The organism is Microbacterium zouquanmingi (assembly GCF_052266695.1).
In the GTDB taxonomy this organism is placed as follows: domain Bacteria; phylum Actinomycetota; class Actinomycetes; order Actinomycetales; family Microbacteriaceae; genus Microbacterium.
The window spans coordinates 90,957-102,702 of record NZ_JBQPQZ010000006.1; the positions used below are offsets into that span (position 1 = coordinate 90,957).

General features: G+C 64.5%; 11 protein-coding genes. 1 reads left to right on the plus strand and 10 read right to left on the minus strand.

Annotation, left to right across the window (positions count from 1 at the left end; translation table 11 throughout):
• Nucleotides 1–10: 10 nt before the first annotated feature.
• The 9 genes from ACTU6U_RS13290 to ACTU6U_RS13330 form a co-directional block, all read right to left on the minus strand.
• Nucleotides 11–1,978 (minus strand): DUF6259 domain-containing protein, encoded by a 1,968-nt coding sequence (locus ACTU6U_RS13290; protein ID WP_443469594.1) that lies wholly within the window; start codon nucleotides 1,976–1,978, stop codon nucleotides 11–13.
• A gap of 87 nt (nucleotides 1,979–2,065) precedes the next feature.
• A complete protein-coding gene (locus ACTU6U_RS13295) occupies nucleotides 2,066–2,953 on the minus strand; it encodes an aldose 1-epimerase family protein (protein WP_443469595.1) in 888 nt (295 codons plus the stop codon).
• A 10-nt stretch (nucleotides 2,954–2,963) separates the two neighbouring features.
• On the minus strand, nucleotides 2,964–3,728 hold the full coding sequence (locus ACTU6U_RS13300; RefSeq protein WP_443469596.1) for an IclR family transcriptional regulator: 765 nt from the start codon (nucleotides 3,726–3,728) through the stop codon (nucleotides 2,964–2,966).
• 26 nt (nucleotides 3,729–3,754) lie between these two features.
• Entirely contained in the window at nucleotides 3,755–4,615 is an 861-nt protein-coding gene (locus ACTU6U_RS13305) for an NAD-dependent epimerase/dehydratase family protein (protein ID WP_443469597.1), read from the minus strand.
• Nucleotides 4,612–5,880: an enolase C-terminal domain-like protein gene (locus ACTU6U_RS13310; protein ID WP_443469598.1), complete on the minus strand. Its 1,269-nt coding sequence runs from the start codon at nucleotides 5,878–5,880 to the stop codon at nucleotides 4,612–4,614. The genes ACTU6U_RS13305 and ACTU6U_RS13310 overlap by 4 nt, the downstream gene beginning before the upstream one ends.
• 27 nt (nucleotides 5,881–5,907) lie before the next feature.
• Nucleotides 5,908–6,774, minus strand: a complete 867-nt coding sequence (locus ACTU6U_RS13315; protein ID WP_443469599.1) for a carbohydrate ABC transporter permease — start codon at nucleotides 6,772–6,774, stop codon at nucleotides 5,908–5,910.
• Nucleotides 6,771–7,703 carry a carbohydrate ABC transporter permease gene (locus tag ACTU6U_RS13320; protein ID WP_443469600.1) on the minus strand — a complete coding sequence of 311 codons (933 nt, stop codon included), beginning with the start codon at nucleotides 7,701–7,703 and terminating at the stop codon, nucleotides 6,771–6,773. Before ACTU6U_RS13320 ends, ACTU6U_RS13315 begins: the two co-directional genes overlap by 4 nt.
• Before the next feature lie 2 nt (nucleotides 7,704–7,705).
• On the minus strand, nucleotides 7,706–9,013 hold the full coding sequence (locus ACTU6U_RS13325; protein WP_443469601.1) for an ABC transporter substrate-binding protein: 1,308 nt from the start codon (nucleotides 9,011–9,013) through the stop codon (nucleotides 7,706–7,708).
• Nucleotides 9,014–9,324: 311 nt separating this feature from the next.
• On the minus strand, nucleotides 9,325–9,918 hold the full coding sequence (locus ACTU6U_RS13330) for an ArsR/SmtB family transcription factor (RefSeq protein ID WP_443469602.1): 594 nt from the start codon (nucleotides 9,916–9,918) through the stop codon (nucleotides 9,325–9,327).
• Between the two features lie 75 nt (nucleotides 9,919–9,993).
• On the opposite strand from ACTU6U_RS13330, the gene ACTU6U_RS13335 reads away from it, so the two are divergent.
• Nucleotides 9,994–11,304, plus strand: a complete 1,311-nt coding sequence (locus tag ACTU6U_RS13335) for an MFS transporter (protein WP_443469603.1) — start codon at nucleotides 9,994–9,996, stop codon at nucleotides 11,302–11,304.
• A 202-nt stretch (nucleotides 11,305–11,506) separates the two neighbouring features.
• On the opposite strand, the gene ACTU6U_RS13340 is transcribed toward ACTU6U_RS13335, so the two are convergent.
• Nucleotides 11,507–11,725: an SCO4848 family membrane protein gene (locus ACTU6U_RS13340; protein WP_443469604.1), complete on the minus strand. Its 219-nt coding sequence runs from the start codon at nucleotides 11,723–11,725 to the stop codon at nucleotides 11,507–11,509.
• Nucleotides 11,726–11,746 lie beyond the last annotated feature (21 nt).

Genomic DNA, 11,746 nt, shown 5'->3' on the forward strand with positions numbered 1-11,746 from the left:
GCTGGCACTCTCAGTTCGATGCGACGGCGAAGACGAGCTGATTCGGGGCGAACACCACACCTGCGTCATCCGAGACCTGCGCATCGGTGGAGTTCCACCTGATCGTCAGGACCTCCCCGGCGTGTCTGTACGCGACCGTCACGATCGGGTCGTCGCCCCAATCCTGGTCCGCGGCTTCGAACACGCCCTCTCGGAAGAACCGACGATACGTCTTTCGGTAGCCCAGCAGCTCTCGGATCTTCGCGGCGTACTCAGGGAACTCCGTGACGAGAGCCCGGCACCGGTAGATCGCGACGTCAAAGACGAGGTTGTACACCAGCGCGTAGTGCAACTGGTGCTCCCAGCCGTCGAGTTGATCGTGGATCAGCCGGTTGCTGACAACCGGCTCGGGGAAGGTCTGACGGAACAAGGCAGGGAACGCCTCGGCGTGGTCCGAATAGCCGAACCCCCAGCCGTGGTGATAGTCCAGGCGTGAGATCAGGAAGTCGGTCATGCCTTCTGAACCGAGGACGACGCCCTCACCCTGACTGCGCATGCCCTCCAGCGTCTTCGCACGGAAGACGCCTTCCTGGTCAACCTTCTCCCCGTGGTCGTGTCGGGCGTCATAGCAGGGCCAGGCGATGAGATGGTACGCCGTCTGATCGAAGAAGATCGAATTCGTGCCCAGGGCGAGGTTGTCGGCCGCAACCCCCGTCATCATGTCGCGCCAGGTCGCTGCACCATGGCATCCCAGTGTGAAGCCCGGGCCGGCGAAGTGCGGAAGAGACTTCGACTCGTTCGCGAAGTTGTAGCCGACGACGTAGTCGAGCCCGCTCCGGTCCTTCTTGGTCGACAGACTCGCATCCGACGCATAGAAGTCCGACGTGCGGTCGATGAGGTTGCCGTTCGCATACAGCATCACCGAACCGCCACGAGACTCAATCTGCGCAATCGCCTCGCGCAGCTCCTGCGCGGTGCCCAGCGCCGGATCCACGTCGTACACGGGATACCCGCGATCCATCCCCTGCTGCCACCACCCGAACAGCAGGATCGTGTCGAGGCCGGCCGTCCGGCCTGCCTCCCATGCTTCGACGAGTTGCCCGTAGCGGAGGTACACCTCGCCGAACTGGTGCCGCATGATCAGTCGCTGCCATCCGTCGAGTTCCGCGGTGGCCTCCTGCCGCACCGGGCCGGTGTACCAGGTATCGGCCCACGCCCGGTAGTAGGCGGCGCCGGTACGCCAATCACCGGGGAGCCAGGCGATGATGTTCTGCGGGATCTCAAACGTCTGCCCCTGCCGCGCCGAGGGAAGTGCCGTCGTGCCGAAATTCAGTGCCTGCGCAGCGCCACGGGGATTGACGCCCGCGGAGAACAGCGCTGCACGGAACTCGGCGTCATGGCGCGCGACGTATAAGAAGTGATCATCTGACTGCAGACCTTGCCACGCCATGGTGAGCTCACCCGGATAAGCCTTGGTGGTCCAGACCCCCTTGTGGTCCGCCGACATGTACTCGGTGTGCGCCCGCTCCAGGGTGCGCCAGGGATCGACGATCCGCTGGCCGAGACCGAACGGACGAAACAGCACGTCGCTGCTGCGGTCCGTCGATGCCGCCTGCGCGAGCGACAGCACCGGCAGCATCACCTCATGCACCGTCACGGCGCCGGCCACCTCCCCGGTGGCAGAGAACACGAAACTGCCGTCGAGGACCTGGATCCGAACGCGGAGAGCCACTGCGAGCGCGTCCCCGCCGTCGGACACCAGCGAGTCGTAGATCACCTCGATGGAATCCGCGGCACTGATCACCCTGCCCCGCTGACTGCTCGAGCGCACCGCCGAATCGCGCAGGTCGCCGTGCTCCGTCGACATCGTCCACATGTCGGAACCCGGCGTGGACCTCAGCCCCGTCGTCGGATCGCTCCACTCGACGACGGAACCGTCGTCGCTGATCGAGAGACGAAGCGTCCCCGCAGTGAGGTGATGGACGGGTGTGCGCGTCATGAGTTCTCTGCTTTCATCGTCGTCGACGGGGTTTACCCAGCCAACCATCGGGAGCCATTAGCTGCAACATGGTTGCATACAGTGCAATCAATGCGCTCTGATGGCCCAAGCGAGTTCGAGGGCGTCACCGGGTTCGACGATGTCGAGGTCGAGGCCTGAGACGAACGCGTTCGGCGGACAGGTCATCGGCTCAATCGCGAGCCCGCGCCGACGCAACCGGGGATCATCTACGTCTCCCGTATAGATCTGCACCCACCTGCTCGTCTCACCCAGCACCACGTCGACACCCGTGCCAGCGGGGTCGCGCACCGTCACGGTCCGGTATGCGGCGAGAGACGGCGCATCGAGTCGGAATGCCCTGCTGAACCGTTGATCACCGATCGGCCGCGGAGAACGGAAGTCGAACGAAGTCGCTTCGACGTCCTGCAGCCGAGTCGGCAGCAGAGTCGCTGGGTCGACATCGAGCATGGTGTCGGCGTTGAGGCCCAACTCCCAAGAATCGAGCGGACCATCACCCGCCCGCACGTACGGATGGCAGCCGAGCCCGACCGGCGCCGTCACGTCGCCGATATTGCGGGCGATCAGTCGCGCTGAGATGCCCCCGTCGCACAAGTCGTAGTGAACCTCGAATTCCATTCGGAACGGGTAGCCCGGCTGCGTCTCGAGAACGCTGCTGAGTGTGACAGCCCCCGCCCCTCGACGTCGTGCGAGCCAATCCAGCCCTGACGCGAACCCGTGGATCGCGTGTCCGCGCTCTGCCTCGTTGATGGGAAGCTGATGCTCGACGCCGCCGTGCCGGTACAGGCCACCGCCCACCCGGTTCGGCCACGGCGCGAGAAGCTCTCCGTGGAAGGCGCGGTTCGGCCCTTTCACCGGTGGTTCGACGAGCAGCTCGCGCTCGCCAACACGGAGTTGCCGCAAACCCGCAGAGCGCATGATCGTCGCCTGAACATCAGCGCGTCGCAGCTGGATCATCGACGCGCTGTCATGGGGCGCGCGTATCGCCGCGCAGCATCCCGGTCAGCTCGTTCGCGGCGTCCCGGCACGCGGCACCGAACTCCTGGATGCGATCGTGCATCCGGTACTTAGGGCCGTATACAGAGACGGCGGCGACCGGCATGCCCACAGCGTCGTACACGGGAGCGGCGATCCGCTCCAGGTCATCGGAGCGCCTCATCCAGACGTACCCCTGAGCCACAGCGTATTCAGCCTCTCGCGCCAGACGTGCTTGCGCCAACCGGACCTCGGGGTGCTCGACTTTGTCGTCCTTCGTGGCGCGAAGGACCGACTTCGCTTCAGCCGCCGGCAGCGAAAGCAGGATCGCTCGCCCCGCAGCGGTCGCATCAAGCGGCGCCGTGTTTCCCACGTGCGGAACGAGCCGCATGTTCTGCAGCGGATCGACCTGATCGATGCTGGTCGTGAAGTTGCCCTGACGCACCGTCAGGATCACCGTCTCGTTGACCTCATCCCGGAGTGCCAGCAGGAGCGGCCGCGCAAGCTTCTGCAGATCGAATTGGTCCTCGAAACCCCGCGTGAGACGCAGGACCTTGCCCGACAGGATGACGGAGCGGTCGACCTGACGGTGAAGGTATCCCAGATCGGCCAGCGAGCTCACCAGACGGGAGGTCGTGCTCTTGTCCAACTGCGTGATCGCGGCCAGTTCCGTGACCGACAGGCCTTCCCCAGCGGCGGCGACCGCCTCCAGGATCGCGAAGCCTCTGCCGAGAGTCCGATGCTTCAGGTCATCCATTCCGCTCCCTCATCGATTGCCGGCGATCACGGCGCATCAGCGATCGTATCCGTCCGCCGCGTGGGGGCGACATCCTCCCGCATCCCCGAGGGCTGCGAAGGAGGCGTGAGGCTTCCGAGGTTATCCGATGCGTAGCCGGCCAGTCCGGAGAGTTCGAACGAATCGTACAACGGAACATAACCGAGCTGCGCCTGAGCCTTCGAGGTGTCCATCCGGCCCAGCCGGTTGGCGCTGGCCGCGTTGAAGATCTCGAAGGTGATGTCGTCGTGCTCGATGCACAGCCGCAGAAGCTGGTATAGGTCGGCCGGGGCGCAGTACTCCTCGACCATCCAGCCGGAGCCGACCTTTCCGACCAGGTCCGGGTACTGGAAAGCGCCGACCCTCAGCGCGATGAACGACAACCCCTCCTGCTCAGCGGCGTAGCGCCCGAGCGCCTCCCCGAACACCTTGCTGACGCCGTAGAGATCGGCCGGATTGACCGGGTCCTCCTCGCGCAGTTGTCGGCCCTCTGCATACCCCGAAACCGCATGCACCGAGGAGGCGAAGATGAATCGTGAGCACTCGTTGGCGATCGCCGCCGCCACGACGTTGTAGGTCCCCGCGATGTTCACCGGGAGCAGATCCGCCCATCGCGTCGAAGCCTGCCGGAAACCGCCGAGATGGATCACCGTGTCCACCCCCGCAAGGGCTGACCGCATCGCCTGGGAATCGGTGATGTCCGCCTCGATGACCTCCCCAAGCTCTTCCGCTGCTGCGGTGAACCGACCGGGCAGATCCAGGAGGACGAAGTCGTACTCGCCCTGAGCATCAGCAGCGAAGCCGAGCCCGATCTGGCCGGCGCCTCCCGTGATGAGGACTCGACGCAAAGCGTCAACTTTGGTGGTCATGGCCGTTGCAACGCCCCATCCGGTCGGCGAACGCGACCATAGTGCCAGTTGGCCAAGGCATCCGTCGGAGGATGCAACGCGGCCTGTTTCTCGTCGAAGTCGATGCCCAATCCCGGCTTTCCGTTGGGGCGCAGCTGACCGCGTTCGGCCACGGCGGTACCGGGGAAGACGGCGTGAGTCTGCTCCGAGAATTCGAAGTGCTCGTGGATTCCGAAGGCAGGAGACGCGAGATCGAGAGCGATGTTGGCGGCGTGTCCGACCGGGGACACATCGCGCGGACCGTGCCAGGCCGTTCGGACGCCGAAAAGCTCCGCCGCTCCCGCCAGTCGCCAGGCGGGAGTGATCCCTCCGATCGCGGACACGTGACACCGGATGAAGTCGATGAGGCGATTCTGGATGAGCGGAAGGTACTCGTCCACCTTGGAGAACAGCTCACCGATCGCGAGAGGACTCGACGTGCGCTCGCGCAGGCGAGGAAGCCAGCCGAGGTCTTCCGGAGCGAGCGCATCCTCGACGAAGAAGAGCCCGAACTCATCGAGCCTGCGCACCAGGCTCACCGCATCGTGCGGGTGCAGACGCTCGTGGACATCGTGGATGAACTCCGTCTGGCCGAAGCGCTGGCGGAGCTCGGCGAAGACGCCCGGAATGTAGCGCAGGTAGTCCCGCGGGTTCCAGGTGAGGGCAGAGTCGCTCCCGATCGCTCCGTAGGTCAGTGATCCCGGGACACTCACCTGGCACCGGATATGCGTGTACCCGACCTCCAGGTGACGCTCGATCTGCTCGGACAGCTCGTCGACGGTCGCACCCGTCGCGTGCACGTACGTCGTCACGCTCTCCCTGGCACGACCGCCGAGCAGTTGCCAGACGGGCATGCCGGCGACCTTGCCCTTGATGTCCCACAGCGCCATGTCGATCCCGGATACGGCGTTGTTCGTCACCGGCCCGCTGCGCCAATACGAGTCGAGCGTCAGGGATGCGGCGATGTCGGTGATGTCACCGGGGTCTCGCCCGATCAGGAAGGGGGCGATGTAGTCCTCGATCACGGTTCGGACGGCGAACGCGCGCTGGGTGAAGGTCGCACATCCGTATCCGACGAGACCATCCTGGTTCGTCTCGACCTTCACGATCACGAGATTGACTCCGTCAGGCGCCGTGATGGTGCACGAGATCCGCGTGATACGTAGCCCACCACCTGCCTCCTGCTGCCACGGCGGCGGGGTCACGCGCACCTCCGGCACGTACGTCGGGGAGAGGATCTCAGTCATTGTCTTCCTTCCAGCCATGCGAAATCGCTACTTCCCGATGCCGGCCGTGAGCCCCGTCACGATCTGTTTCGTCGCGACGATGAACAGCAGCACGAGGGGGATGGTGGCGATCACAAGACCAGCGAACAAGGGGGACCAGTCTGTCGAGAACTCACCGAAGAACGAGGTGAGTCCGACAGGGATGGTGTACTTCTCGGTCGATCGCAGCATCACCAGCGGGAAGAGGAAGTCATTCCAGATCGGTACGAACCGGAAGATCACGACCGTGGCGATGGCCGGCTTGACCAACGGCATCATCACCGAGAAGAACGTGCGGACGGGGCCGGCGCCGTCGATGCGGGCTGCCTCCTCGAGCTCCTCGGGCAGCTGTCGGAAGAACGCCGCGAGTATGAAGATCGAGAACGGGACTCCGTTCGCCGCGTAGATCAGGATCAACGCCAGGTGCGAGTCCAGGAGCCCGAAGCCGTCGATCAGGTAGAACAGCGGCAGCACGGCGAGCATCACAGGGATCATCAGGCCGGAGATGAAGAGACTCTGCAGCGCAGACCTCCCGAAGAACGTCCACCGGGCGAGGGCATATGCCGCGAACAGCGATACTCCCGTCGACAGCACAACAGAACAGACCGTGACGAACAGCGAGTTGAAGAAATACGTGCTGAACGAGGCATCCGTCCACGCCTTGACGTAGCCCTCGACCGTCGGGTTACTGAAAAACCCGAGCGGGTTGACGAACATGTCGGATGACGAGCGGAACGAGTTGACGATCATGATCGCCAGCGGCGAGACCGCGATGACCGCGTAGACCGTCATGATCACGGTGATGATCTTTCGCGTCAGCGTGCCGCCGAACCGCGAACGGCGCGAGGAGGCGGCGACAGTGGCGTCGGCACTCATGAGAGCCTCCTCTCCATGCGCTGAAGGAAGTAGTTCGCGAGGATCGCCGTTCCGAAGATGAGCAGGAACAGCAGGGTGGCGATGGCCGAAGACAGCCCGATCGCATTGGGTGCACCCGATTGGAAGGACGTGCGGTAGAACAGCAGTGCCAGCACGTCGGTGGCACCGGCCGGCGAGCCGGTCGATCCGCCCAGCGCGTAGACCAGCGGGAAGATCTCCATCATGTAGATGAAAGTCAGAATCGTCACGGTCCCCAGTACAGGGATGAGCTGAGGGAACTTGATGTGCCAGAAGATCTGCCAGCCGGACGCGCCGTCCGTCGCAGCGGCCTGATCGTACTCGAGCGGTTGCCCGGCCAGAGCTGCCCCGTACAGGAGGATCGGGAAGCCGAGCCATTGCCAGGCCCCGATGAGGATGACGATCGGCAGCGCCAATCCGGGATCACCCAACCAGGGAAGAGCGAGAGCATCCAGTCCCACAGCCTTGAAGAAGGCGTTGACCGGCCCGAGGTTCGGTGAGAGCAGCAACGACCAGAGGTATCCGATCACGAGCGGGCTGACCAGGTACGGCATCGCGTACATCGTCTGGAAGAACCGCTGCATGCGCGCCCGCTTCTGCAGCTGGACTGCCAGGAACAGTCCGAGCGAGTTCTGCACGATCATCGTGCCGACGAAGAACAGGATGTTGTGGACGAATGCGTTCGGGATGGCGTCACGGAACGGCAGGTCCGTGAACAGCCGGACGAAGTTCTCGAAACCGAGGAAGGCGCCGCGAAGAGTGCCCTGCCACTCGAAGAACGCGTAGGAGACAGCGCTCAGCAGCGGGTAGAGCAGGAACACCCCGAAGAGCGCAAGCGCGGGGAGGATGAACAGGTACGGGACCAGAGGAGGAACGCGCACCGCTCCTCCCCGACGCTTACGTGTCGTCATGACTACTTCTTAGGGGTGTACCACTGCGAGATGCCGGCCTGGATGTCGGCGGCGGCTTCTTCTGCGGTCTGCTCGCCGAGCCAGATGCGCTGCACTGCTGTTCCGAGCAGGTCGGTGCCCCAGGGCTGGCCGTATCGGAAGTCCGTCAGCAGCAGGTACGGCGCACCATTGGCCTCGTAGTTGCTGTATTGCTCCTGCAGGATGGGATCGGCATTGGTGACCCCCGGCACGGGAGAGTTCTGGCTGAGCAGGTCGGAGAACATCTGGCCGAACTCTTCGGTAGCCATCCACGCCACCAGATCGATCGCCGCGTCCTGATTCTCCGACCGAGCGGAGACTCCGTAGCCGCCGTCGACGAAGCCGGGAGTGATGGGTTCCTTCGAGACCCAGTCGTCGCCCACAGGCATCGCGAAGGCGTCGAAGTCGAGGTCCGGCGCCTGGCTCGTGAAGGTGCCGGCCTGGAACGAACCGGAGGGGTACATCGCCGCCTGACCGGACAGGAAGAGGACCATCGCGTCGTCCGCCGAGGTCGCGGTGACGTTCTCCGGGAAGAACGGCTTCAGCTCGTCCATCAACTCGAGCGACGCGACGTAGTCAGGATCCGTGAAGTCCTTCTCACCGGAGCGGACAGCCTCCGCGAACTCCGCCCCGCCGTAACGGCCGGCGACGAGCGACTCCGTGCTCACGGGGATCTGGACCTGCGCGTCTGCTCCGCCCATCGTGATCGGGATCACGCCGGCGTCCTTGAGCGTCTGGCTGATCTCGAGGAACTCATCCCACGTCGTCGGCTCCTCGATCCCATGCTCCTCGAAGATCGCAGTGTTGTAGAAGACCTGGAACGTGTTGACGGCGAACGGCACGCCGTAGATGTCACCGGTGTTGATATCGGAGAGCGCCGCTGTCGTCGCCGGAGGGAATTCCTCCAGGGCAGGAACGGACGACCCGATCTCGATGATCGAGCCGCTGTCGATCAGAGCCTGCACGCCCCCATAGGACTTCAGCTGAACCACGTCCGGCCCGTCGCTGCCGGCGAGGCCGGTGGTCAGGATCTGGTTGTATTCGGTGTTCTTGAACGGTTTGAAATCGACCGTGACGCCGGGATTCGCCTCCTCGTAAACGTCGAAGATCTCCTCGTACTGCTTGACGTCTTCCGTGCGCCAGGACCAGACCGTGACGGTGGTCTCCTCGGCACCCTCCCCGCCACCACCGCCGCCGCCGGACGACGTTGGGGCGCAGGCAGCAAGGCCGAGACCCACGACTCCGACTGCTGCGATGGCGAGGACGCGTATGGCTGGCTTTCTGCTGATCATCATTGACCTCCTGTGAAAGGAAACGAATATGCGGGGTAAATCGCGACATGACGTTTGCGATGTCGCTGAAAGTAAATCACGCAGACTCACTCACTGCTACATTGTTGCAGCTAGTGCAACTAGAGGGAATGCCGTCGACACGACGCAGGTGACCGAAACGCGACCGCATCGGTGGCTTAGGCGCGGCGGGTTCAGCATCCACTCGCCGCAGAGCCGGGATCACGCGCAGACACATCCCACGAAGCGGCACCCTGGCCGCCGTCACATCGGCCGCGGGTGCTTGTCCTCCCGCTTCGTCGCGACGGGTGTAGTCAGATCAGGTCGTCGGCGGCAACGATGTCGAGTGACCATAAGCGAGCCGCGGGGTCATCGGGGTCCGCCGCATCCTCAACCTCTTTAATCACCTCTTGGATTCGTCGTTCAACTTCACTGAACTCTGCAGCGGTCAGACGCATGCTGCGTTGGGAGAACGTCCCGTGCACTTCCGGGTCTCGCCCCGAGACATACTCCGGCGCCCACACCAAGACGCGCCGCACCATATCGACGTGATCGTCAGCGAGGGAATTCATGAGCACGCCGCCGAGCACTTCATCGACAATCGGATGCTCCGGAGAGCCGACGTTCCACGCACCCTCGGTGGGCTTCCACACGCGATCGCGCTTGTCTCTGGCACGCTCCGGGGCCGCTTCAATGAGTCCAGCATCGGCGAGGACACGCAGGTGGAAGCTGATGCTGTTGGCAGGAATGTCCAGGTCACCGGCGAGATCGGCGGCGCGAGCATATCCGCGCGCCGCAACGGCCTTGGCGATCCGGCGACGCAACGGATGCGAATACGCCTTCATCATCGCGGTCGTCGCATTACGAGCATCCGGATGCGTGACCGTGCGAGGTTCCTCGTCCACCATGCCCCGATCATACCCGCACCAAAAATTGCGCAAGAGTAGTTGCGCAAGAGAGCTTGCGCATTTACTCTGGACAGCATGACCACCGCCGCCCCCGCACATCGGCTCACGCGCAACAGCCGCTACATCACGTGGCTGATCAGCGACACCGCCAAGGGTCTCGCGAGCGCGCTGTTCGGTTTCGCCATCCCGCTGATCGCGCTGTTCGTCACGAACGATCCCGCTCAGGCCGGCATCATCAGCGCGGTTGGCATGACGATCCGCACGGTCACCACCGTGTTCGGAGGGGTGCTCGCCGACCGCCACCGCCGGATCGCGATGATGGTCACCGGGTCTGTCGTGGGTGCCCTGCTCTCGATCGCCTTCACCGTTCTCGCCCTCGTCGACGCATTGACCTTCGTCACACTCCTGATCGCGGAGGTCCTGCTCGCCGCACGCGCCGGACTGTTCGACATCGCCGGTGAGAGCGCCATCAAAGAGGTCGTCCCCGATGACGCGATGGGCCGGGCGCAGGCGGCGAACCAGGGGCGCGATGCCGTGCTGCAACTGGCCGGCGGACCACTCGGCGGCGTCCTGCTCGCCGCAGGTGCATGGCTGATCGGCGCGGCAATGGCCGTGTGCCACGTGATCGCCGCCGCAACAGCGTGGATGCTGCAGCGTTCGCCCCGCACTTCTCTTACTGAAGAAGCGGATGCCGCGGCATCCGACATCGGCCTTTCGGCGGCCACGGTCGCCGTCGGAAAGCCGAACGCCCTCCGCGAAGTGCGCGAAGGATTCGCGTGGCTGTTCTCACGCCCCGACCTGCGCGGCGTGCTGTTCGTGGCGACCATCGTCAACCTCGGCTTCAGCACTGCGCTGACCACTGTCATCTACGCGCTGCAGCAGCAGGGCCACTCCCCTGTCACGATCGGTCTGCTCGCCACTGGGGCGGGAATCGCCATGCTCATCGGCGCACTGTTCGCACCGCTTCTCGTCTCTCGCGTGCGAGCCGGCACCATCATCATCGGGGGGCTGCTGGTTTCGACGGTCGGAATCTTCGGACTCATCCCCGTGCATGCGCCCATCTGGCTCGCGGTCGTGCTCGGCGGTGTCGTGTTGTTCATCCCAGCGGTCAATGCCGCGCTGATGGGTTACTTCATGGTCGCCACTCCGAGCCCGATGCTGGGTCGTGCGAACAGCGCCGCCGCCGTGCTGGGAATGGGCGCGATGCCGCTTGCCCCGCTGGTCGCCGGTGTCGGGCTGTCGTTCATCGGGCGCGAAGCGACCCTCATCGTCGGCGCCGCCCTCTGCGCCGTCTCGGTCATCCTCGCCGTCTCGACGCGGCCGCTGCGCGCCCTTCCCCCCGAGTCCGCCTGGACCGCCCACGCCGCCCAGTTCGCCAGTCGCTGACTCATGCACAGCTTGGGTCACCGAGCTGCAACAACCCGGTTGCACGCGCCTGACGCCCGAACCGCCGCTACAGACGTCAGCGCGGATCACACATGTCGGCGCGGATCTGGGATACGCACCGACATCTGTGATCGGGACTGACAAGTGTCCGGCCGGTGGGTGTCGCGTCGGCAAGTGTCGGGTCGGCGGTCGGATGCCGCGACTAAAGCACCCCGACGAGCGCAGCGATCCCGGCGATCACCGAGACCAGCGCGAGCACGAGAGCGAAAGCGATGAGAACGGCGTGCACCTTCAAGAATGCGGTGGCATTGCCCGCGGCATCCCGAGCCCGTGGATCACGAACGACCCGCTTGTAGAACTGCGGCCACACGATCACGTTGAAGGCCGCGTTGATGAACAGGAGTACAGCGAGAGCGATCACCCCTCCAGCGTAGGCGCGACC

What these genes read in the sequence shown, in the direction of transcription:
- ACTU6U_RS13300 (WP_443469596.1), bottom strand. Translation starts at nt 3,728, where the DNA reads ATGGATGACCTGAAGCATCGGACTCTCGGCAGAGGCTTCGCGATCCTG.
- ACTU6U_RS13335 (WP_443469603.1), top strand. Translation starts at nt 9,994, where the DNA reads ATGACCACCGCCGCCCCCGCACATCGGCTCACGCGCAACAGCCGCTAC.
- ACTU6U_RS13305 (WP_443469597.1), bottom strand. Translation starts at nt 4,615, where the DNA reads ATGACCACCAAAGTTGACGCTTTGCGTCGAGTCCTCATCACGGGAGGC.
- ACTU6U_RS13315 (WP_443469599.1), bottom strand. Translation starts at nt 6,774, where the DNA reads ATGAGTGCCGACGCCACTGTCGCCGCCTCCTCGCGCCGTTCGCGGTTC.
- ACTU6U_RS13310 (WP_443469598.1), bottom strand. Translation starts at nt 5,880, where the DNA reads ATGACTGAGATCCTCTCCCCGACGTACGTGCCGGAGGTGCGCGTGACC.
- ACTU6U_RS13325 (WP_443469601.1), bottom strand. Translation starts at nt 9,013, where the DNA reads ATGATCAGCAGAAAGCCAGCCATACGCGTCCTCGCCATCGCAGCAGTC.
- ACTU6U_RS13330 (WP_443469602.1), bottom strand. Translation starts at nt 9,918, where the DNA reads ATGGTGGACGAGGAACCTCGCACGGTCACGCATCCGGATGCTCGTAAT.
- ACTU6U_RS13295 (WP_443469595.1), bottom strand. Translation starts at nt 2,953, where the DNA reads ATGATCCAGCTGCGACGCGCTGATGTTCAGGCGACGATCATGCGCTCT.
- ACTU6U_RS13290 (WP_443469594.1), bottom strand. Translation starts at nt 1,978, where the DNA reads ATGACGCGCACACCCGTCCATCACCTCACTGCGGGGACGCTTCGTCTC.
- ACTU6U_RS13320 (WP_443469600.1), bottom strand. Translation starts at nt 7,703, where the DNA reads ATGACGACACGTAAGCGTCGGGGAGGAGCGGTGCGCGTTCCTCCTCTG.